Origin of the sequence: Pseudoalteromonas sp. MEBiC 03607, assembly GCF_004792295.1 — a bacterium.
Classification (GTDB): domain Bacteria; phylum Pseudomonadota; class Gammaproteobacteria; order Enterobacterales; family Alteromonadaceae; genus Pseudoalteromonas; species Pseudoalteromonas lipolytica_C.
The window spans coordinates 357,747-379,342 of the sequence record NZ_SRRY01000001.1; the positions used below are offsets into that span (position 1 = coordinate 357,747).

The following is a 21,596-nucleotide window of genomic DNA, read 5'->3' on the forward strand; positions in this document are numbered from 1 at the left end:
CGTTGCATTAAGTTAACTAACTGTATTATTTGACACAAAATAGACACAAACTGCACTTTTCCTGCACAACTCTCAGAAATTTCTAATACGAAAGGGGTGGATTGCGTGGTAGGATGAAACTGTCAACTTTATTCAAGAGTGTATATATATGAGTAGTTCAGCCTTTTTATTATTAGATCCAGAACCGGTTAACACAATTGGTGTTAATGTATTAGAACCACTTTTAAAAACACAGGGGCTAGACGTCACATCTGGTACTGATATTTCTGAAGTACCTGAAGGCACACGCTTGTTATTCATTGAAACATCAAGCACTGATCCATGGGGTAAGCTTAAAGAGCAACTCGTTCATCTGCGCATGAAATGCGATATCGTATTATTCAATTTAGATGAAAACCCTGAATTAGCTAACCGTGCTCTGTTAAGTGGTATCCGTGGTGTTTTTTACACAACAGACAATGCTGATGTGTTAATGAAAGGCATTCGTTTGTTGCTGGAAGATCAATTATGGTATCGCCGCGAAATCATGTGTAATGCATTAAATCGCATGCTGCAGTTTAATAAAGATGCCTTACATAAACTGACAGATGGCGACATCGAGCCGGTTAAACTTACTAAACGTGAAAAAGCAATTATTTCACTAATGAGTAAAGGTTCGAAAAATAAAGAGATTGCTGAAGACTTAAGCATCAGCCCACACACAGTAAAAACTCACTTGTACAGTGCATTCAGAAAAACCAAATGCCGTAACCGTATCGAGTTATTGTCATGGGCACAGCAAAATATTCCTGACGAGATCCGTTAAAACCAATACGCTTCGTCAAGTATTATTGCCAATTGCTACAATACACCCTACTAAGTTAAACAGACGCTACTAGCGTCTGTTTTTGTATCTTGTAGTTGATATACATGGCAATAGACCTTATTCTCAAGCTGACTGCAGACTGCCGGAAAAATAATGCTAGATTCAGCTACTTTATATTATGTAAGCGCCGCTATGATGGCGGTAATGACGTTACTGAACTATTTAACCTGGCGAACAAATAATAATACCCCGGGTACACTTCTTTATATTTTCTACCCTCTTGTCATGTTTGCATCAGTAATGAGTTTTGCATTACATGGTCATATTAATAATGTAGCCAGTATATCGATTGCCAACTCACTACTTTTTTGTGCCTCGATCATTCATGTTCTTGCCGTTTGCCAATTTTTCAATGCTAAGTGTGTCGGTTTCAAAGCTTTTGTCGGTATAACTGCAGCATTTGCGCTACTTATGATCTACCTCTCTACTGACAATTCAGAGTTAAGAAGTCGCATTTTAGTTTCTGATTTACAGCATGTTATCGAAGCGCTGTTCTTATTGGCACTGTTCATTCGCAATGGCCGCAAAAACTACCCTAATGGCAGCATTGTCTATATTTTAATACTCAGCATTATTCTTGCTATTTTTACTGGCCGCACTTTATTAATGGGCGATATTGCTAAAGCAGACTTATTATCAGCAAACTGGTTTAGTATTACCCTATTCATTAACGGCGTTATCGCACCCATGTTTTATGCCACGGGTATGGCATTATTATGTAATGAACGCCGAGAACAGAATTTAAATCAACTCACTGAAAAAGCACAAAAAGACCTTGAAATTCGCGGCTTATTTTTGTCAACAATTAGCCATGAAATTCGCACCCCCCTAAATGGTATTTTAGGGAGCGCACAGCTTATCATGAACCAATCAAGTGATCCTCGCGATAAACCTTACTGTGAAGCGATTATCAACTCTGCAGAATCTCTCAATTTACTGGTTGATAAAGTCCTTGATTATGCAAGTCTAGATCAGCGTGATGAAGCGCTTTATGAAGAAGATGTTGAGTTTAAAACTTGGTTAAACAATTTATGCTTACTGCTAAGCCCCCTTGCAGAACAAAAACATTTAAAGTTTGAGCTTATTTACGATTTACCTGCTCAAGCATGTTACTACTGCGACCAGCAAAAACTAAGACAAGTTATTATTAACTTAGTGGGTAATGCGATTAAATTTACAGACCACGGCGCAGTAAAAATACATGTAACGTTACTTAAAGAAAGACAATTAGATCATCTTGTTCGCATCAGTGTTATCGACTCAGGTCCGGGTATCGAAGACGAAGAAATTATCTTTCTCACAGAACCCTATGTACAAAGCAGTGCAGGTAAAGAAAAAGGCGGAACGGGACTTGGTTTGGCAATAACAAGCCGATTACTCGAAAAGCTTGGAAGTAAACTTAATATAACCAGTGAGCTAAATAAAGGCAGTACTTTTAGTTTCGATATTTCACTTGCGATTGGTGAGCTAAGTCTTGTTGAACAGCGCCACCAATCAAAAGACTATGTCACTGGGCTTGACGTTTTATTGGTCGAAGATCTCGACCTAAACCAAAAAATTGCTATCGAATTTATGGCCGATGACGAGCACAAAATTAAGCTCGCAAAAGATGGTAAAAGCGCTATAGAGTTAATGCAAAAGCATCACTTTGACGTAGTGTTACTTGATATGAATTTACCCGATCTCAGTGGGCAGGATGTATTAAAAAAACTCAAAACTGTTGACCACTTAAATCAACGAACACCGGTGCTTGCCTTTACAGCAAGCCTTAGCCCCGATGAAATAAAAGAATACTTGGCGCTGGGAATTAAAGATATTGTCGGAAAACCAATAAAGCAACAAAAGCTACGCCAAGCACTTAGCGATTCGCAAACGAACCAGGCTGCAAGCATAGCTGTCGAGCTGCGCGACACTTTGTACGATGAAACGGCTGCAGCGACACTTGTAAGCTCATTTAATGAAGATGAAGTATCATCAATCTACAACGAATTTGTTTTATCAGCTCGTAACAAGTTGATTCGCTGTCAACAACTTGTAGAAGATGATAAAGAACAGTGCATCAAGCTTCTCCACCGCCAAGCCAGTACCGCTTTGCAATTAGGCTTTAACCGTTACGGCTTAGAGCTTAAAAAAATAGAGCGTAAGTTACTCGACAACAAACCTCTTAAAGACTCGCTTACAGATACACTTGTGCTGTGGCAAGACAGCCTTCAAGCCTACTTAAAACATGTAAGAAGTGAATTAACTTAGGGAAAGCGGAAGCGTTAAAACCTAACCAATAGAAGTTTAAGTCGGGTGTTTTCAATAAAGAAACAACCGGCTCAATTTAGTTAAAACTTATAGCTAGTCCCTACCATACCTATCATCAAATCGCTCGATGTCGCTTTCATCAAGTATTGCACCGGTTTGTACTTCAATAACGATCAGAGGTGTGGCTTGTTGATTAGCGAGGCTATGTAATTGTTTAGCCGCAATATAACAAGATTGATCGGCTGTTAGCTCAAACTCGTCATCACCTACTCGCACACTTGCCACTCCAGATACGACAACCCAATGCTCTGCACGGTGCTGATGGCGTTGAGTTGAGAGTTTTGCACCGCTGTTGACGATTATTTTCTTTACCTTAAAGCCAGTACTTTCAATTAAAGTTCGATAGTTGCCCCAAGGTCTGAATACCGCTTGATGGTGAGTCAATTTGTCATTATCAATAACAGCAAGCTGCTTAAGTAAGTCAGGAAGCTTATCGAGCGCACTTTTATCTGCCACTAAAGTGGCATCATGAGTATGAATAATTGCTTGATTACTCACGCCGAGCGCCGCAATAGTGTGGTCGGCTTCGCTGATGAGTAGATTATTTTCGCTATCTAAACTCACGCCTTGCGAGGCTAAATAGTTACCATGACAGTCTTTTTCAGCGATTTTAGAGAGTGCTGAAAAGCTGCCAACATCACTCCAACTTAAATCAACAGGAATAACAGCAACGTTAGCGCTACGCTCCAAAATAGCATAATCAATGGAATCACTTGGGCACGCTGTAAGCGCATTCGCTACAGGCCGTTGAAAACCTAAATCTGCAGTAAAGCTAGCCGCCTTTGCGACACTGTCAGCAATCTTTGGCGCAAAACGATTAAGTTCGCTTAAATACACATCCGGCAAAAATAAGAACATGCCGCTATTCCAGCCATATTCACCACTGGCAAGGTATTTCTCGGCTAATTGCCGGGCTGGTTTTTCTTTGAATTCAGCCACCTTAAAGCAGCCTTCATGGGCTAACGGCTCACCTTGGCGAATATAACCATAACCAGTATGTGGCTCAGTGGGTGTAATGGCAAAGGTCACTAACTGTTGTTGCTGGCAAAGCGCTATAGCATTATCTAAGCATGCAATAAGCTTATCAAAATCACTTATGTGGTGATCAGCAGGCATGACTAGTAAGGGATCCGTTAGGCCATTTTGCAACGCAAATTCAGCTGCTAAGGCAATCGCTGGCGCGGTATTTTTACCTTCAGGCTCCAGCAGTAGAGTATAGCTATCTGTGATTTCTGCAATTTGCGCTTTAGCAATAAAACGGTGCTCTTCATTGCATACTAAAATCGGCGCATTAAATCGTGAGTCAGCCACTCGTAACAACGTGCTCTGTAACAGTGATTTTTCGCTAAGCAAAGACAAAAATTGCTTAGGCATCGCTTTACGTGACAAAGGCCATAAACGAGAACCTATGCCACCAGCAAGAATAACGGGGGTGATTTTGCGACTCATGATTGCTTAAAGTAAATTATCCAACCATGAGTTTAACAAATTTTTGAGTAGGCTTCTTCGAGCAATTACAGTAACTGAAATTGATCAGCGTCTAAATGAGCAGGAAAAGCCTTTCTAAAGTCATCTAAAGGTGATTTTTCTAAGCGCTTAATAATGATACCCGATTGGTTATCTTCAAGCGCTGCCAAGGTATCACCTTTAAAATCATATACAGCAGTGCCTCCGCTGTGGGCAACATCATTACCATCAGCGCCAATGCGGTTTACGCCTGCGACATAACAGAGGTTTTCCATTGCGCGTGCTTTTAACAGGGTATCCCACACATTGCGACGAGCAGCGGGCCAATTAGCTACGTTTATCATCACATCATAGTCGTTGCAATTACGCTGAAATACAGGAAAGCGAAGGTCGTAACACACTTGCGGTAAAATGCGAAAATCATTAATAGTGAATATCTCGCGCTGTGTACCTGCTGCAACAAAATTGCCTTCGTTACCTAAACAGAATAAATGGCGTTTGTCGTAATACTTTACTTCGCCGTTTGGCCAAGCCCAATAAAAGCGATTGGCCTTTTTATCACCTTTTGCGACTAAAACAGAGCCTGCAACCACAGCATTTTTTTGCTTAGCTGTGGCTTTTAACCAGCTAAGTACCTCACCTTGCTCAGGCTCACTGCAATCTAGATTAATCGCAAAACCAGTAGCAAATGTTTCTGGCAAGACAATTAAATCAACTTGCTCTTTTAAGCCATTAAGCTGATCAGTAAAATGCGCAAGATTAGCGTTTTTATCAAGCCAGTGCAGTGAGGACTGCACTAAAGCTAAGGTTAAAGTTGACATAAAATCTCCGCGGCGCGTTTTAATGTGTCATCATTTTTTGCAAAACATAAACGAATCACTTTGTCGCTGCTTACGCTGTTGTAAAACACACTAAGCGGCACAGCTGCAACACCAGCTTGCTCTACCAGCCAATGGCAAAACTCAACATCATCAAGATCAGATACATCACTATAATCGAGCAATAAGAAGTAGGTGCCTTCACTTGGTAATATTTTAAAGCGACTGTGTGCTAGTGCTTCGCTAAGTAAATCGCGTTTTTGTTGATAAAAAAGGTTCAGTTCATCAACATGCTCAGGCTCTAACTCAAGCATATCGGCTAGTGCATGCTGGGCAGGCGTAAAGCTTGAAAAAGTCACGTATTGGTGAATTTTACGAAACTCCACCATTAGCTGAGCAGGCGCAACACAATAACCCATCTTCCAGCCGGTGCTGTGAAAGGTTTTGCCAAAGCTTGAGATCACAAAACTGCGTGCAAATAACTCAGGGTCGGTCAGCGCACTTAAATGAAAAGCGCCATCAAAGGTGATGTGCTCATACACTTCATCACTAATTACATATAAATCATGCTTAGCAACAAGTGCTTTAAGGGCATTAGTATCTTCTGTTTTAAAGATTTTACCGCTTGGGTTATGTGGCGTGTTGATAATGATGACACGCGTTTTGTCTGTAATGACATCGGCTACGGCTTGCCAATCAATTTTGTAATCAGGCGCATGCAAGGCAACGTGAACTGAGCGACCACCGGCAAGTTCGATTGCTGGCTGGTACGAGTCATACGCGGGGTCAAATACCACAACTTCATCACCCTCTTTGACAAGTGCTTGAATCGCCACGAACAATGCCTCTGTAGCTCCTGAAGTGACAGTAACTTGTTGCTCATAATTTATGTTGTTATGGTATTTTCTAGCAATCAGTGCGGCTATTTGCTGCTGCAGCCTTGCAACACCACTTGAAGGTGCATATTGATTTACCCCCTCAAGTACATAATGATTAAGCTGTTTTTTTAGTAATTCAGGTGCATCAAACTCAGGAAAACCCTGAGATAAGTTAAGCGCTTGGTACTTATTTGCCAGAGCGGTCATTTGACTAAAAATGCTGGTGCCTAAATTCGGCAATTTACTTTCAAACACAGAGGTTCCTTAAAGATGGTTTTGCGCCCGAAGCGATGCTATCATTGCTTAAAACAGATGTATAGCCGTCTAAATATTTTTTAGAATGTCGAGGAATATATGCATAACAATACCGCTATTTCAGAACTAATTGAAGCCGGTAAATGGGTAAGTCAACGCGGTTGGGTCCCTGCTACTGGTGGTAACTTTTCAGCCCGCACAGCAAGTGGCTATGTTGTCACAGCAAGTGGCTTCGATAAAGGCCAACTCGGCACTCATGCGTTTATTGAATTTGATCATGAAGGTAATCGCACTAAGGGCTCAGGTAATCCTTCAGCCGAAACTGAGCTGCATCTAAATATGTATAAGCTGATCCCATCAGCAAACTATGTCTTACACACTCATTCGGTAGCGGCAACCGTGTTATCGCGTGTTATTAAAGGCCATACTATCAACTTACACGGCTACGAAATGCAAAAGTCTTTAAGTGGTGTTAAATCGCATTTAGATACGCTAAGTATTCCTATTTTTGATAACGACCAAGACATCGACCGTTTAAGTTTACTTGTCAGTGATCATCACCTTCATACCCCTATTGAGCATGCCGTATTAATCCGCGGCCACGGTTTATACGTGGTTGGTCGCGATATCAAAGAAGTACTGCGTCATTTAGAAGGCTTAGAGTTTTTGTTTAGCTGTGAACTTGAGCGCTTAAAACTAGAAGGCATTCAAGCTGGAGTTCAGCCATGATCAAAGCGATTTTAACCGATATTGAAGGCACAATTACCCGCATTTCTTTTGTCAAAGACGTCTTATTCCCTTACGCTGCAGGGCAATTACCCGAGTTTGTAAAATCACATCAAACAGACCCAGAGGTTGCAGCCCAAATTGATGCTGTTAAAGCACATATTGAACAACCAGAAGCCGATATTGACGCGGTTATTAAGCATTTAATTCATTGGATAGAAACGGACCAAAAAATTACTCCACTTAAGCAATTGCAAGGATTAATTTGGCAAACTGGCTACGAAAATGGTGATTTTACTGGCCACCTTTACCCTGATGCTTATGACTTTTTACAAGCCCAAAAACAAGCGGGCAAAAGTCTCTATGTGTACTCATCTGGCTCAGTAAAAGCCCAACACCTGATTTTTGAGTTTTCTGATTATGGTGATGTTAGACCTTTATTCAGTGGTTACTTCGATACTAAAGTAGGCGCAAAACAACAGCAAAGCTCTTATGAGAATATTATTGCTGAACTGCCTTTTGACGCTGAAGAGGTGCTATTTTTAAGCGATGTTGAAGCAGAGCTTGATGCTGCAAAAGCGGCAGGTCTGCGAACGCTTCACCTTATTCGAGATGGCCAAGAAGCAAGTGATATCCACCCATATATTAACGATTTCACAGCATTCAGCGCGGAGCTTTTAGTATGAGTCAATTAACTATTTTTAATGATACAAACGCAGATAACATACTGTTTCATAGTGAAGATTTAAGCGCTATTGCTAGAGAGCTTAATGCGGTTGGCGTTCGCTTTGAGCAATGGCAAGCAACGGCACAGATTGATCAAGACACCAGTCATGACGCTATTTTAACTGCCTATGCTAACGATATAGAACGCCTTAAGGCTGAAGGTGGCTATCAAACAGTGGATGTTATTTCGCTTGCAAAAGGTAACCCAAATGCCAGCGAATTACGCAGCAAGTTCTTATTTGAACATACTCATAGTGAAGATGAAGTGCGCTTTTTTGTGAAAGGCCAAGGTTTATTTTGCCTACACTTGGGCGATAAAGTGTATCAAGTTCTTTGCCAACAAGGCGACCTGATTTCAGTACCTGAGCTTACACCACATTGGTTTGATATGGGCAGTGATCCTGAATTCACAGCAATTCGCTTATTCAATAATACTGAAGGCTGGGTCGCGCAAAGTACTGAGTCTGATATTGCTAACAACTTTCCCCTTTTGGATTAATATGGAAAAGCTATTTTCGTACGGTACCTTGCAGTACCCACAAGTTCAGTTAGATACCTTTGGGCGTTTGCTCGAAGGTCAACCAGCCACGCTGACAGGGTATGTAGTTGGCGAAGTAGAGATCACCGACGAGGCCGTACTTAAAAGCAGTGGGCAACGTTTTCATCCTGCATTATTAAAAACAGGTAATGAAAGCGATTCTGTGAGCGGCACAATCTACTTAATTACAGAGCAAGAGCTTGCACAAGCAGATAAATACGAAGTGGACGACTATCAACGCATTGCAGAAAAATTCCTCTGCCATACTAATGCGTGGGTATATGTTGCAAAAAATAGTCTTTAATTTACAAAAATAAAACAAAAAAACCCAATTACAGTACAACTTCTGTTATTATCGACCCCATTAATAAGTACTAATTATTTGCTAAAGGACTAAAAATGGGGTCGGCACTTTCACCCTTACGCGATAATGTTATTTTTGTTGGCGAATGGCAACTTAATATAAAACAGCAAACTATCAGTGACGGTGTTCACACCCGCGAATTAGAACCTTTGCTTTTTAAATTGCTCTGCTTTTTTATTGAAAATAACGAGCGAATAATTACTCGCCAAGAACTGGTTGAAAATATTTGGCAACAAAGTTTTGTTGATGACAATGCTATAAACCGAGCTATCTCTGAACTAAGAAAAGCACTCAAATCAGAGAAACAGCCAGGTCAAACCATTAAAACCCATTATCGTAAAGGCTACAGCTTATTCATTGCAGTGCGACCTCTTGAGCAGGCACCTATTGCTGAACCAGTAGTAGCGGCAAATGAAGAAACAAAACCTCACCTAAACACTAACACCATCAGCGAGAAAAACACTCACTCATCGCGCTGGCCATGGCCTTTTGTTGCCTTAGTATTAAGTTTATTGATTGCTGCTACTTGGTTGTATATACAACAACCCCAAGCCAATGTCGAAACCCAAGAGCAAGTACCATTTTTAGATCTTCAAGCCGAAACCATTACTTGGCATAAAGGCACGCACTATCGGTTATTGCTAAGCCAAGACAAAACGAAACTGGCTTACATACTGCAAAATGATAAGAAACACCTTTATGTTGTCGACTTAACAACTAAACGAGAGTACCAGATTGCATCAGGGGAGCTATTTTTACAAGGTTGGTCTGAAGACGGTGAACGCTTATTTTATGGTTCATGTGAAGGGGATGATTACAACGATTGTATTACTTGGCAAGCGAGTAACCTGCTATCTAACGAAGCACTAATAAAGCCTCGAACAAATCAATCTGTACTAAACCGCACCCCAAGCCAATACATGGAAGTCGGCAATGTGGCAATTACAAGGCGTAATAATTACCGTGGTTTAACTCACCTATATGCTTTGTATGCACAAGATTTAAAAACAGGTGAAGAGATTCGCATTACCTCACCTAATATTACAGGCACGGGTGACTTTATATTAACGACGATTCAAAACCCTAGCCGCATTATTTTTGAACGCCATAATGTTGCCCAAGCAGAAATTTACATGGCTAATTTAGACGGCAGCTCACTAAAGCTATTAACAACTAACAATTACCGCTCTTGGGCTGCGACTTACGATGAGCAAAGCAACTCGCTTGTTTGGTATAACCGCGGTAAATTGACGATTGAATCATTTTCGTTTGATACCATGAGCCGTGGGCAACCTATTAAAGCCCCTGTAAAACGAGCCAATTACGCTTACCCTCTTAATAAACATAGCGTGCTAATTAGCACAGATATACACGACAGTGATGCAGCTTTATTTGACTTAAAATCAAAACAAATGAGCTATATTGCGACTGCAAATAAGCATGAGGATGACTTAGTTGCATTAACTAATAATGATGTGTATTTCGCTGACTTTGAATACTACAAACGCCAACACTGGCTTCGAAAAGATAACCAATATATCGATATAACCGATAAGCTTGGTGAAGATACTGCGATTATTGCTGCAAATAGTAGCAGTAGTAAGCTTGTTAGCTTTAATAAAACCAATCAGCAATTAACGCTACTAAATGCGAATGATTTTTCAGAAATTAAGCATTGGACACTACCAGGGAACACTAAACTGGCAGCTGTCAGAGGTAATAAGATTGCCGTTATTTATACCGAGCTTAGTAGCCTGCAAAACCAAATAATGATTTTGCATACTAACAGCGATGAAGTTGTCAAAAGTACCATCGACACCCCTTTGGCAATTGCTTGGTATGACGAAACTCAGCTAATAGTGCATTCTAAATATGAAAAATACCTGCTTTTAGATAGTGACAGCAATACTTACAGTGAACTAACAACGCCAGATAAGTTAACCGAGCTGAAGCCTTCAATTATCTCAATGACAAGCAACCAACACAGCTTGTATATTGCCACGGAAACTGAAGTGTATAGCATTAAATTAGCAAACCTGCAGGATGTCGAATTAGCTCTGCAAATGCAGCCTTTGCACTTTATTAGCCAGCTCAATGCAAGTAATGACAAGCTCGCAATTTCATTCTTAACAGCAAACAGTCAAAACAGCATTGAGCTTTACACAGAAAAAAGCGCTGAATAAATCCGCTATTTTAACTGCTTTAAAATACCTTGCTCGATATCTGCTTGGTTATAAACCCCGGTATCGAGCACCCAACCTGTTACTAAATTAGCAGGTGTTACATCAAACGCTGGGTTATAAACCTGTGCATTAGTCGGTGCCCAGATTGCTTCACCAAAACTACCACTAACACCGCGCACTTCATTTACACTACGCTGCTCAATTTCAATGTCATTACCACATGTCGTTTGCGTATCAAGCGTAGTCAATGGCGCAACAACATAAAATGGAATGTTATGAAAATGCGCTAATACAGCAAGATTATAAGTGCCCACTTTGTTAGCAAAATCACCGTTTGCAGCAATGCGATCAGCGCCTACAAAAATCTTATCAACCTTACCTGCCGCCATTAAGCTAGCTGCCATGTTATCGCAAATCAAAGTATAAGGAATTTGCCAACGCTCAAGTTCAAAGGCAGTTAAACGGCCACCTTGCAGTAATGGTCTAGTCTCATCAACCCAAACATGAATATCACCATAGCGTTGCTGCGCTTTATAAATCACTCCTAATGCAGTACCCACACCTGCTGTTGCTAATGCACCAGTATTGCAATGAGTTAAAATATTGTCGCCTTTGGCAACCAAAGCCGCACCACGTTCAGCCATACTATCGCAAAGTGCAATATCTTCTTTAAACAACTGCTCAGCGGTAGAGACAACAGCAGCAACAAAGTCGCTCTCAGTCAACGCTTCGCGTAACTTGGCCATACAGTGCATTAGATTAACAGCTGTTGGACGGGTTGCTTCTAGCTCATCTATGGCGATAGCGAGTGAGGCTTGGCTCATGCCCTGCTCTGCTAAATGTGCAACGAGTAAACTAGCGCCTAAACCTATTAACGGTGCACCACGGATTTTCAGTGTCAAAATTAAATCTTTCATCGTTTCAACATCATTGCACACATGCCAATGCTGTTGATGTGGCAACAAATACTGGTCAAGTACAGTTAGCGTACCTTGCTGATATTTAATACTACTCGCGATGAGATCTTGCATACTGAATCCGAATAAATAATGAAAAACTAATTTTATTGAATGGTTATTTTACATCAGTTTTGACAACTAACAAGCTAGATGTATGGACATCTAAATGGTTACAAGTATAGAATGCTTAAAGTTTATTGTTTTATGAGATAGAGCCATGGCTGATTACACCGCCTTCACTTCAGAGCATGCTGTTGATTACATTAAAGAACTTGTTAAAAGTGAACTGATTTCAGTTTTCCCTGCTGATGCAATACTGACTGCATACGAGTTTGGAGACGGAAACTTAAATCTGGTTTTTCGTGTAACGGATCAACACAATAATAGTGTTATTTTAAAACAAGCCCTTCCCTATGCTCGTTGCGTAGGCGAATCATGGCCATTATCACTTGATCGCGCACGCATAGAAGCTGATGTGCTCATTAATCACGGTGCCTTATGCCCAGAACATACTGTCGCTATTTTGCACCATAATGCAGAACTTGCCTTAACAGTGCTGGAAGATTTAGGGCATTTGCAGATTTTACGAGGCGCGCAAATCAACGCAGAGCAATTTCCGCTACTGGCAAGTCATGTCGCACTGTATTTGAGTCGTACTGGTTTTTATAACTCAGACTTCTATTTATCTGCTGAAGATAAAAAAGCCAAAGTGAGTCAGTTTATCAACCCTGATTTATGTAAGATCACTGAAGATTTATTCTTTACTGACCCTTACATTGAGCATGAGCGCAATAATTTCCCTGCTGAGCTTAATGAGCACGTCGAAAGCATTCGCAATAATGACGCTTTAAAACTAGCCGCAGCCAAATTAAAAGCTAAATTCTTATCTTGTCCGCAAACTTTATTACACGGTGATATGCATAGCGGCAGTATTTTTGTCGATACAAACACCACCAAAATGATCGACCCTGAGTTCGGATTTTTTGGCCCTGTTGGTTTCGATATCGGCTCTTTTATGGGCAATTTATTGCTTAATTACTGCGCGCAAAATGGCCGTATTACAAATCAGGCAGCACGCCGTCAATATCAAACCCACCTTCTAACTTGCTTGCAGGATTGTTACAGCCAATTTGAACAACATTGGCTAACCCTAGCAAGTAACGAAGCAACAGATATTAGCTTTGCAAACCGCGCTTTTACGGAAGATTATTTACAACAAGTATTACACGATGCGATTGGTTACTGTGGCGCTGAACTTATTCGCCGCACCATAGGTTTAGCCCATGTTGCCGATATCGATGGCATTGACGATGTAAATGCTCGCCTTGCTGTGCAACAACAAACGCTGGTACTCGGTGAGCAATTAATGCTTAACGCGACAAGCTGCAATAATAAAGATGAGTTTTTCTCTTTACTGGTTAGCTTGCTAAACTAAAAATAAAGGCGCTAAACGCGCCTTTCTAAATACTTTACTGATAATGCTCGTACATTTTATCGAGCGGCTCAGACAAGCCATTTTCTTGCACTACGCGCACATGATGACGAGCCAATTCTCTGGCACTGGATACACCACATGAATGGGCAATCAAACCTGCCCCATAATGAATATATTTATTATAGTTAGCAACACGCTGAGCCTTGTCTGTTACATCTAAACCTCGTTGTAAGCGCTCATTGTGGGTCGTAATACCTGTAGGGCAAGTATCTTTATTACATTGTAGAGCTTGAATACAGCCAAGCGAGAACATATGACCACGAGCCGAAACAATAAAGTCAGCACCCAGCGCTAATGCCCAAGCAACTTTTGATGGCACAATTAACTTACCCGATGCGATAACCTTTACACGCTCTCTTAGACCATGTTTTTTCAAAAGGTCTACAACAAGAGGTAAGCTTTCACGCAGCGGTAAACCGACAGAGTCCATTAACGGCTGAGGCGCTGCGCCCGTTCCACCGTCGGCACTATCAATCGTGATAAAATCAGGCGCTGATTCAATGCCTCGATTATTAATTTCACTGAACAAGGTTTCAAGCCAAGTGTATTCACCAATCACTGCTTTAAAACCTGTTGGTTTGCCTGTTGTTTCTCGAACTGTCGAAATCATATCGAGTAAGTGGGCAGGTTCTTTTATTTCTGGATGTCCATTAGGGCTAATCGAGTCATGCCCTTCAGGGATCCCCCGAATTTTGGCGATTTCAGCGGTCACTTTACGCCCAGGCAACATACCGCCTTTACCCGGTTTTGCGCCTTGGCTCATTTTAATTTCGAACATCTTAACTTGTTCATGCTCGGCAATTGCTTTTAGTTTTTCTAAACTTAGCTTACCTTGCTCATCACGCACACCATATTTTGCCGTACCTATCTGAAATACAATATCAGCCCCCCCTTCGAGATGATAAGGACTCAGTCCACCTTCCCCCGTATTCATCCAACAACCAGCTAATTTTGCACCTCGTGATAAAGCACGCACAGCGGGTTTTGATAAAGCGCCAAAACTCATGCCCGAAATATTGAATAATGCATTGGTAGAATAAGGCTTCTCACAGTATGGACCTAAGGTGACATAACTTGGCTCTAACGCCTCTTCATCCAGTTTTGGGAAGGCGCAGTTCATAAACATCACAGTCCCTGTGGCTTCTAGGCTTTGTGTTGAACCAAACGCAGTAGTGCGGTCAACATTTTTTGCTGCGCGATAAACCCAGCTTCGCTCTGCGCGGTTAAATGGTAACTCTTCCCTATCCATAGCAAAGAAGTACTGACGAAAGAATTCACCTTGGCGCTCAAAGAAATAACGAAAGCGGCCGATCACCGGGTAATTACGGCGAATCGCCTGCTTAGATTGCGTCACATCACTAATGTAAAAGCACACAATCACCAGTAATCCGATCCCTAGTGCAAAAATAAATAAACTGGCAAATACATCGATACTAAAAATTATAAAATCACTCATCCAAGGCCCCTTTGTGAAATGACATCTTTCAAAGCATATAAGGTGTTTATATTACGTGCAATAAGCACTTCATATATTTAAGGTTTCGCTACTCGCAGGATAAGTATTTACTAAATAGAAGTGATAAGAGTATTGAATTCAAAAAGTAGGTATGCCGAAGTTTAAGGCATACCTAACCAATTAGCGTGTTGTATACCCACCGTTAGCAAAAATAGTTTGTCCAGTGATCCACCAACCATCGGTTGCCAAAAATGTAACGATCGGTACGATATCTTCAATTTGTGTTAATTGATTTCCCATTGCTTGGGACTTGTGGAATGCAACACGTTCTGGCGTTTCTTCACCATAAAAGAAAGGCGTATCCATTGGGCCAGGGCCAATACCTGTTACCGAAATCCCACGACCAGAGAACTCTTTTGCTGCAGCTCGAGTAAAGTGCTCAACAGGCGCCTTGCCACCGGCATACGTTGAATACCCATCTGTAAAAGCGGCGAGTAATGAGGTGACTATTGTGATGATTTTACCGTTGTTATTTAACTGCTTACCTGCTTCCTTAATGAAAAAATAAGCTGTTTTAGAGTTGATATCAAACATTGCATCATATTCAGCTTCTGTCGTTTCTGTAATCGGCTTTCTAAGTACCTTGCCAACGGTATTTACCGCAATATCAATACCACCATAAGTAGACTTAGCGAAGTCAAAAAGCGCCGTTACATTATCTGGCTTAGACAGATCACCTTGAAACGTCACCGCATCACCTCCTGCCGCTAAAATCGCACCAACAGTAGCCTCAGCTTCCGCTTTCGAAGAGTCACTATGATAGTGTGCAACAATTTTTGCCCCCTCTTTGGCGAACTCTTGACTGATCAAGCCACCTAGGTTTTTGCCACCGCCAGCAACAACCACCACTTTACCTTGAACATCATGCTTTGACATTCCTATCTCCTTTAAGTAATTCATATAAAAGTCAGAAAGTAACCTAAATTGGATTAGGCGTACCTATTCTCAATTCATTACTTTATCCAATTGAATAAAGTGCGGGAATTGGGTGAATATGCAATTACTGATTGTCAAAAATGCAATTAACTAAATGCACGATGCTAAGTCACTGTTTATTCGAGTTGTAGAAGCCGGTAGCATTAAGAGCGCCGCAATACAATTGGGGGTAGAATCTTCCTCTATCAGCCGTAAAATTGCCGCATTAGAGAAGCAATTAGGGGTAAAATTACTTAATCGTTCAACTATTCGTACTACTCCCACAGAGCAAGGACAAACTTATTATGAACGACTAAAAGATATCCTTGATGCTCAACAAGCATTAGACGAAGAAATCTCGAATAGTATAAATAAAGTAAATGGGACTTTAAGAATCGGAGCGCCCGTCGACTTTGGATCGCAATTTGTCGTCCCAGTTTGTAGGGCAATGCAAAAGCAATACCCTGACTTGAATTTTGAATTATTCCTTGGTAGTGATTTCGAGAACTTATTTAGCAATAAAATTGACGTTGCGGTTAGAATTGGTGAGTTAGCCAACTCGCAGCTTATTGCCAGAAAACTTGGAGAAATCCCCAGAGTTCTGGTTGCGAGCCAGCAGTATTTAGAGAAATTTGGTATACCATTGAATCCAATGGATCTTGAACAACACAATTTTATTTTTTATTCGCAGAAACAAGCAAAAAGCGATATTGAATACCTTAATTTTACTCGTTTTCCACATATTAAAATGCACAGTAATTTTACAGTTAATAGTGCGTCTGCGGTGAGAGACCTAGTCATAAATGGCGCAGGTATTCACCTTGGACCACTTTGGTTTTTCTCAGAGGCTATCCACAAAAGACAGCTCACTCCTCTGCTAACAGATTATCAGTTAAAAAGTTACTCATCACATGCAGTGTATAAAAAGCAACCTTACACACCACAAAAAATTAAGGTGTTTATTGATAAAATGAAAGAGGCCGTTAGCACATTACACAACTCAAGTTTCAACACTAAGATTACTAGTTAATCGTACCGCATTGTCCAGCTAACAATCTTACCCTGCTCTACCACCAATAAAAAATTTGCAGGGCTGGAGTAACCATCATTGTTTTTATAAGTACCAGTGACAACGACTTGATTACCTGACACTTTTAATGCAGTTTCAATTACTTGGCCATGAACATTAATAATGTCTGATTCAAGCCAGCTTTTGAATCTATCACCACTATTTTTACGCTTATACCAACGTTCATACTCTTGGCTTGCATTGTCAGCAAACGCTTCACGAATTTGTTCAGCATTATTATCTTGCATTGCTTTGAGTAATTCAGCTACGGCGTCTTTTGGTGTAAGCACTTCATGTGAGATAGCTGAATTTTGAAAAATGAATACCGCTATTAAACATATAAATAACCGGCGAGTCTTTAGAATAATGTCCATTTAGCTTTCTCTTATGGGTTGATTAAAAAATAATACCCAAAGAGAAACAGCAAAGGCGTTAAGATAATTCGTATTTTATAAAATGAGTTACATTAAAAAGGCGTGATGTAAATCACGCCTTTTCGTCTTTTATGCTGCTCGTTTGGCTAATTCAGCTTTAATGTAAAGTTGAATTTGCTCTTCGAGCACTGACATTGGCACTGAGCCATGTCGTAATATTTGATGGTGAAATTCACGAATATCGAAATCTTGACCAAGTGCTTGCTCAGCTTCGTGGCGTAAACGTTTAATGGTTAGCTCACCAATTTTGTATGACAACGCTTGTGCAGGCCATGAAATATAACGGTCAGTTTCGGTCTTCACGTTATGCAATGAAAGCGCGGTGTTTTCGCTCATAAACTGCATTGCGCGTTCGCGGCTCCAGCCATACATATGCATACCTGTATCAACCACTAAACGTGCTGCACGCCACATTTCATAAGTCAAACGACCAAAATCACTGTATGGGTCTTGATAAAAGCCCGCTTCGATACCTAAAAACTCCGAATATAGGCCCCAACCTTCACCAAATGCCGACAAATATGCATTACGGCGATAACTTGGCAATGACTCAAGCTCAGCATTAAGTGAAATTTGTAAATGATGCCCTGGTACAGCTTCGTGCAAAGTTAATGCTTCAAGTACATACAACGGGCGCTTATCTAACGCATAGGTATTAACCCAGTAGTAACCTGCTTGGTCATCACGACGAGACCCTGAGTAACGCCCCGTTGTATATTTTGGAGCTATGCTCGCTGGCACCGGTGCAACACCATACGGCATTCTCGGCAAGGTGTGGAACAACTTAGGTAACTGCGCATCCATTTTCTTGGCAATGTAAGACGCTTCTTTTAGTAGCTCTTCAGGTGTTTTTGCGTAAAATTGCGGATCAGTACGTAAAAAGTGGACAAAATCAGCAAACGAGCCTTCAAAGCCTACTTGCTCAATAATTTTTTCCATTTCTGCACGAATACGCGCGACTTCTTGTAAACCCAACTCATGAATTTCTTTTGGCGTCATATCTGTGGTGGTGTAGTACCTTGCGCGATTTTCGTAAAACGCTTTACCGTTTGGCGTACTTGAAATACCAATTTCTGTACGTGCACCCGGTTGATATTCATTATTAGAGAAGGTTAAGTAACCTTGATAAGCTGGAATAACCTGCTCTTTGATAATGGTTTGCGCTTGCTTTTGTAGGGCTGCAAATTCGCTATCGCTCAGGCCCGCAGTGTTATTTAAAAATGGTTTGTAGAATTCAGACTTAGTAGCATCATCAACAATATAAGCCGTGATTGAGTCTTGATAGCCTTCTAACACAGCCTTAGGTTGGGTTAGCCCCACCTCAAGCCCTTTGCGCATCCAACCGATATTTTGTGAGAAATAGCGGGGAATTTGCTGCAATTTTGCAAGATATAGCTGGTAATCTTTTGCTTTTGTGTAATCTGAGCTGGAAATCATAAATGATAAGCTAGAGTGAAAACCGTACTCAGAAGTCAGCGGCATATAGTGCGCATTAAACACATATTCATCGACACTATTTTGCACTTGGCCACGCAAAATAGTCAGGTTAATGCGATTTTCTTCCGATAACTTATCACGGTCGATAGCGTCTAGCTCGGCAAGTAATTGAGTATTCTTTTTGTACTTTTTCTCTAAAAATTCAGCCGACAAGTTTTCCAGTAAATAACCGTCAACGCCATTTTCCTTTCCATAAGGGCTAATACTTTGACGATAGTTAACAATTTCTTCTGCGACTTGATTAAACTGCTGATCAGCGTCAATTTTGGTAACCTGACAGGCACTTAAAGTGCAAGCTAACGCAACAGCAATTAGCGATCGATTTACAGTTTGCGATAATGAGTGTTTCATAACTTTCTTATTCGTTTTGATCTGTGCAGCTAAATTAGCTCAGCTCAGATTAAAACCCAAGCAAATGCGACCAAGCTCAGATTAATTACGCTCAAATAAACGCCCAACAAACGCAACGAATGAACAAGCTTTAAACAATTTATGCTTATACATGGCAAAGTTGTAGAGAAAATCAGCTAATAGACCCAAACAAAACAAATTTAAGTTCCAAATTTGGCAATTTTGCTTTTAAATAGACTGATTACAGATTACTGTAGACTCAGTATTTATGCTTGGAAGCAAATGCACTTTAGGGACAAGATGATTAATTAGTTGATATGCGTATTTAGTGGTATTGAAAAATGATGTTCCATGATTCCATGGCTATTGCTCAAGAAAAAATGACGAAGGTATGTATCTTTTTAGAACATCATTCATTACCGCCGTCACCACTTAACTACCACGTCGTTTATACCTATGTCAGCCAAGCTAACCAAAAACTAAATACCGCAATAGACCGTGCTATTGCTCAAAAGAAAACGATCGACAGCGTTTACGTAGAACAACTGTATTTCGATTTTATGGAACAAGGCTATAAAATGAATACAGCAATTGTTCGTAATGTCGACTCCGTTATAAACTCATTATCTCGTAATGCGAATACGAATGAGCAAAACATGATCCGCTTTGCTGATCAAGTTACTGATTGCGTGCATGCCATAGATGAAAATAACCTAGAGCAAACTCGCCACGCACTGAAAATGCTTAGCAAGCAGTCTGAAGTATTACTAAATCAGCACCGACAATTTAAACAAGAAATTGCAAAAGCTAAATCACTCCAAGAAAAAACCCAAAAACAGCTCACTCAACTTCGTAAACAACACATCACTGATCCACAAACCGGGTTATATAAACGCCATTACTTAAATCAGCAAACGCAATTATGGATTGGGCAAAACAAGGCGGTGTGTGCCATATCAATTCAAATTGAAAACCTTGATCACTTTATAAGCAACTATGGTGATGTGATTGGTGAAGTGATTTTGAGTAAAGTTGCCAAACAAGTTCAAAAGTATGTATTAGAGAGCGGTTTACCGGGTCGTACTGGCAAAGACGAATTTACTATCCTTCTTGCAGACATTGAGCCTGAAACAGCAAATTTAATCGCTGAAAAAGTACGTAATGGTGTTGAAAAGCTGCGTTTTGTTAGTTCAAAAAATGGCACCAAATTACCTGCTATCACGCTCGCTTTGGGTATAGCAAAGCACGAAGAAGGTAATGATTTTAATTACCTAGCACGAAAAGCCTCATTAGCAGCAGCAAAAGCAAAATCATTGGGTCAGAGTAGCTATATTGCAGGTCAATAACATCTAATCCTGTTCTAAGTCATTAAATACAACGCTAATCTGATGATTTAGTTATAATCAAATTGCACCCCATAGCTACAATCAAGTACACTAGTCTTTATTGCCACGATAGAGATTAATCATGAACGAGAATCAAGAAAAGACCACGCATTTTGGCTATAAAACCGTTGCTGAAAACGACAAAGCATCGATGGTTGCTGATGTATTTCACTCAGTCGCAGCAAAATATGACGTTATGAATGACTTAATGTCATTCGGTATTCATCGTTTATGGAAACGCCAAACTATTGCAAGTTCAGGTGTTCGTAAAGGCCACTACGTATTAGACCTTGCTGGCGGTACTGGCGATTTAACCGCTAAATTTAGTCAGTTAGTTGGCGAAACCGGTCAAGTTATCTTAGGCGATATTAACTCTTCAATGCTCAAAGTTGGTCGCGAAAAACTTCGCAACTTAGGCCGCGTAGGCAATATTGAATACGTGCAAATGAATGCCGAAGCATTGCCATTTCCTGATAATAGCTTTGACTTAATCACGATTGCATTTGGGCTACGTAATGTCACCGATAAAGATAAAGCATTACGTTCAATGTACCGCATCCTTAAGCCTGGCGGTCGCTTGCTAGTGCTTGAGTTTTCTAAGCCTGAGCATGAAGTGCTGAGCAAAGCGTATGACTTTTACTCATTCAATATCTTACCTAAAATGGGTGAACTGGTAGCGAATGACAGCGAGTCTTATCAGTATCTTGCTGAATCAATCCGTATGCACCCAGATCAAGAAACGTTAAAAGCTATGATGGAAGATGCCGGCTTTGAACAAACCACTTATCAAAATCTAACGGGTGGTATTGTTGCTTTACACCGTGGTTTTAAATATTAAACCTAAG

Annotated in this window: 19 protein-coding genes; 11 read left to right on the forward strand and 8 right to left on the reverse strand. The window is 40.6% G+C overall.

What is annotated here, in order from left to right; all coding sequences use genetic code 11:
• Nucleotides 1–148 precede the first annotated feature (148 nt).
• Entirely contained in the window at nucleotides 149–805 is a 657-nt protein-coding gene (locus tag E5N72_RS01645) for a response regulator transcription factor (protein WP_135922952.1), read from the forward strand.
• A 153-nt stretch (nucleotides 806–958) separates the two neighbouring features.
• Entirely contained in the window at nucleotides 959–3,115 is a 2,157-nt protein-coding gene (locus E5N72_RS01650; RefSeq protein ID WP_135922953.1) for an ATP-binding protein, read from the forward strand.
• A 93-nt stretch (nucleotides 3,116–3,208) separates the two neighbouring features.
• On the opposite strand, the gene E5N72_RS01655 is transcribed toward E5N72_RS01650, so the two are convergent.
• The 3 genes from E5N72_RS01655 to E5N72_RS01665 form a co-directional block, all read right to left on the reverse strand.
• A complete protein-coding gene (locus tag E5N72_RS01655) occupies nucleotides 3,209–4,624 on the reverse strand; it encodes a mannose-1-phosphate guanylyltransferase/mannose-6-phosphate isomerase (protein ID WP_205994282.1) in 1,416 nt (471 codons plus the stop codon).
• Nucleotides 4,625–4,689: 65 nt separating this feature from the next.
• Entirely contained in the window at nucleotides 4,690–5,463 is a 774-nt protein-coding gene (locus E5N72_RS01660) for an amidohydrolase (RefSeq protein ID WP_135922955.1), read from the reverse strand.
• Nucleotides 5,451–6,593, reverse strand: a complete 1,143-nt coding sequence (locus tag E5N72_RS01665; protein WP_135922956.1) for a methionine aminotransferase — start codon at nucleotides 6,591–6,593, stop codon at nucleotides 5,451–5,453. The genes E5N72_RS01660 and E5N72_RS01665 overlap by 13 nt, the downstream gene beginning before the upstream one ends.
• Nucleotides 6,594–6,692: 99 nt before the next feature.
• Here E5N72_RS01665 and E5N72_RS01670 point away from each other — a divergent pair, with 99 nt between their 5' ends.
• From E5N72_RS01670 to E5N72_RS01690, 5 genes are all read left to right on the forward strand, one after another.
• Entirely contained in the window at nucleotides 6,693–7,322 is a 630-nt protein-coding gene (locus tag E5N72_RS01670) for a methylthioribulose 1-phosphate dehydratase (protein ID WP_135922957.1), read from the forward strand.
• Nucleotides 7,319–8,005, forward strand: coding sequence for an acireductone synthase (gene mtnC / locus E5N72_RS01675; protein WP_135922958.1), 687 nt, complete (start codon nucleotides 7,319–7,321; stop codon nucleotides 8,003–8,005). Before E5N72_RS01670 ends, mtnC begins: the two co-directional genes overlap by 4 nt.
• Nucleotides 8,002–8,544, forward strand: a complete 543-nt coding sequence (locus E5N72_RS01680; RefSeq protein WP_135922959.1) for an acireductone dioxygenase — start codon at nucleotides 8,002–8,004, stop codon at nucleotides 8,542–8,544. Before mtnC ends, E5N72_RS01680 begins: the two co-directional genes overlap by 4 nt.
• Nucleotide 8,545: 1 nt before the next feature.
• Nucleotides 8,546–8,887 carry a gamma-glutamylcyclotransferase family protein gene (locus tag E5N72_RS01685; protein WP_135922960.1) on the forward strand — a complete coding sequence of 114 codons (342 nt, stop codon included), beginning with the start codon at nucleotides 8,546–8,548 and terminating at the stop codon, nucleotides 8,885–8,887.
• A gap of 95 nt (nucleotides 8,888–8,982) precedes the next feature.
• Nucleotides 8,983–11,130 carry a winged helix-turn-helix domain-containing protein gene (locus E5N72_RS01690; protein ID WP_135922961.1) on the forward strand — a complete coding sequence of 716 codons (2,148 nt, stop codon included), beginning with the start codon at nucleotides 8,983–8,985 and terminating at the stop codon, nucleotides 11,128–11,130.
• A 5-nt stretch (nucleotides 11,131–11,135) separates the two neighbouring features.
• Here E5N72_RS01690 and mtnA read toward each other — a convergent pair whose 3' ends face one another.
• A complete protein-coding gene (gene mtnA / locus E5N72_RS01695) occupies nucleotides 11,136–12,161 on the reverse strand; it encodes an S-methyl-5-thioribose-1-phosphate isomerase (RefSeq protein ID WP_135922962.1) in 1,026 nt (341 codons plus the stop codon).
• A 145-nt stretch (nucleotides 12,162–12,306) separates the two neighbouring features.
• On the opposite strand from mtnA, the gene mtnK reads away from it, so the two are divergent.
• A complete protein-coding gene (gene mtnK / locus E5N72_RS01700) occupies nucleotides 12,307–13,524 on the forward strand; it encodes an S-methyl-5-thioribose kinase (RefSeq protein WP_135922963.1) in 1,218 nt (405 codons plus the stop codon).
• A 34-nt stretch (nucleotides 13,525–13,558) separates the two neighbouring features.
• Here the strand turns inward: mtnK and E5N72_RS01705 are convergent, their stop codons facing one another.
• Together E5N72_RS01705 and E5N72_RS01710 are read right to left on the reverse strand one after the other, a co-directional pair.
• Nucleotides 13,559–15,040, reverse strand: coding sequence for an FMN-binding glutamate synthase family protein (locus E5N72_RS01705; RefSeq protein WP_135922964.1), 1,482 nt, complete (start codon nucleotides 15,038–15,040; stop codon nucleotides 13,559–13,561).
• A 180-nt stretch (nucleotides 15,041–15,220) separates the two neighbouring features.
• Complete coding sequence (locus E5N72_RS01710) at nucleotides 15,221–15,976, reverse strand: SDR family oxidoreductase (protein WP_135922965.1); 756 nt, start codon at nucleotides 15,974–15,976, stop codon at nucleotides 15,221–15,223.
• A 154-nt stretch (nucleotides 15,977–16,130) separates the two neighbouring features.
• Here E5N72_RS01710 and E5N72_RS01715 point away from each other — a divergent pair, with 154 nt between their 5' ends.
• Complete coding sequence (locus E5N72_RS01715) at nucleotides 16,131–17,045, forward strand: LysR family transcriptional regulator (RefSeq protein ID WP_135922966.1); 915 nt, start codon at nucleotides 16,131–16,133, stop codon at nucleotides 17,043–17,045.
• On the opposite strand, the gene E5N72_RS01720 is transcribed toward E5N72_RS01715, so the two are convergent.
• Nucleotides 17,042–17,458, reverse strand: coding sequence for a nuclear transport factor 2 family protein (locus E5N72_RS01720; RefSeq protein ID WP_135922967.1), 417 nt, complete (start codon nucleotides 17,456–17,458; stop codon nucleotides 17,042–17,044). The two genes, E5N72_RS01715 and E5N72_RS01720, sit on opposite strands and share 4 nt — an antisense overlap.
• A 129-nt stretch (nucleotides 17,459–17,587) precedes the next feature.
• Nucleotides 17,588–19,366: a DUF885 domain-containing protein gene (locus E5N72_RS01725; RefSeq protein WP_135922968.1), complete on the reverse strand. Its 1,779-nt coding sequence runs from the start codon at nucleotides 19,364–19,366 to the stop codon at nucleotides 17,588–17,590.
• Between the two features lie 359 nt (nucleotides 19,367–19,725).
• On the opposite strand from E5N72_RS01725, the gene E5N72_RS01730 reads away from it, so the two are divergent.
• A complete protein-coding gene (locus E5N72_RS01730) occupies nucleotides 19,726–20,712 on the forward strand; it encodes a GGDEF domain-containing protein (RefSeq protein WP_135926202.1) in 987 nt (328 codons plus the stop codon).
• A gap of 121 nt (nucleotides 20,713–20,833) precedes the next feature.
• Entirely contained in the window at nucleotides 20,834–21,589 is a 756-nt protein-coding gene (gene ubiE, locus E5N72_RS01735) for a bifunctional demethylmenaquinone methyltransferase/2-methoxy-6-polyprenyl-1,4-benzoquinol methylase UbiE (protein ID WP_135922969.1), read from the forward strand.
• The last annotated feature ends 7 nt before the right edge of the window (nucleotides 21,590–21,596 follow it).

Coding starts and splice junctions, on each gene's coding strand:
- E5N72_RS01715 (WP_135922966.1), top strand. CDS start 16,131: ATGCACGATGCTAAGTCACTGTTTATTCGAGTTGTAGAAGCCGGTAGC.
- E5N72_RS01690 (WP_135922961.1), top strand. CDS start 8,983: ATGGGGTCGGCACTTTCACCCTTACGCGATAATGTTATTTTTGTTGGC.
- E5N72_RS01680 (WP_135922959.1), top strand. CDS start 8,002: ATGAGTCAATTAACTATTTTTAATGATACAAACGCAGATAACATACTG.
- E5N72_RS01645 (WP_135922952.1), top strand. CDS start 149: ATGAGTAGTTCAGCCTTTTTATTATTAGATCCAGAACCGGTTAACACA.
- mtnC (WP_135922958.1), top strand. CDS start 7,319: ATGATCAAAGCGATTTTAACCGATATTGAAGGCACAATTACCCGCATT.
- E5N72_RS01685 (WP_135922960.1), top strand. CDS start 8,546: ATGGAAAAGCTATTTTCGTACGGTACCTTGCAGTACCCACAAGTTCAG.
- E5N72_RS01670 (WP_135922957.1), top strand. CDS start 6,693: ATGCATAACAATACCGCTATTTCAGAACTAATTGAAGCCGGTAAATGG.
- E5N72_RS01725 (WP_135922968.1), bottom strand. CDS start 19,366: ATGAAACACTCATTATCGCAAACTGTAAATCGATCGCTAATTGCTGTT.
- E5N72_RS01720 (WP_135922967.1), bottom strand. CDS start 17,458: ATGGACATTATTCTAAAGACTCGCCGGTTATTTATATGTTTAATAGCG.
- E5N72_RS01705 (WP_135922964.1), bottom strand. CDS start 15,040: ATGAGTGATTTTATAATTTTTAGTATCGATGTATTTGCCAGTTTATTT.
- ubiE (WP_135922969.1), top strand. CDS start 20,834: ATGAACGAGAATCAAGAAAAGACCACGCATTTTGGCTATAAAACCGTT.
- E5N72_RS01660 (WP_135922955.1), bottom strand. CDS start 5,463: ATGTCAACTTTAACCTTAGCTTTAGTGCAGTCCTCACTGCACTGGCTT.
- mtnK (WP_135922963.1), top strand. CDS start 12,307: ATGGCTGATTACACCGCCTTCACTTCAGAGCATGCTGTTGATTACATT.
- mtnA (WP_135922962.1), bottom strand. CDS start 12,161: ATGCAAGATCTCATCGCGAGTAGTATTAAATATCAGCAAGGTACGCTA.
- E5N72_RS01710 (WP_135922965.1), bottom strand. CDS start 15,976: ATGTCAAAGCATGATGTTCAAGGTAAAGTGGTGGTTGTTGCTGGCGGT.
- E5N72_RS01655 (WP_205994282.1), bottom strand. CDS start 4,624: ATGAGTCGCAAAATCACCCCCGTTATTCTTGCTGGTGGCATAGGTTCT.
- E5N72_RS01730 (WP_135926202.1), top strand. CDS start 19,726: ATGGCTATTGCTCAAGAAAAAATGACGAAGGTATGTATCTTTTTAGAA.
- E5N72_RS01650 (WP_135922953.1), top strand. CDS start 959: ATGCTAGATTCAGCTACTTTATATTATGTAAGCGCCGCTATGATGGCG.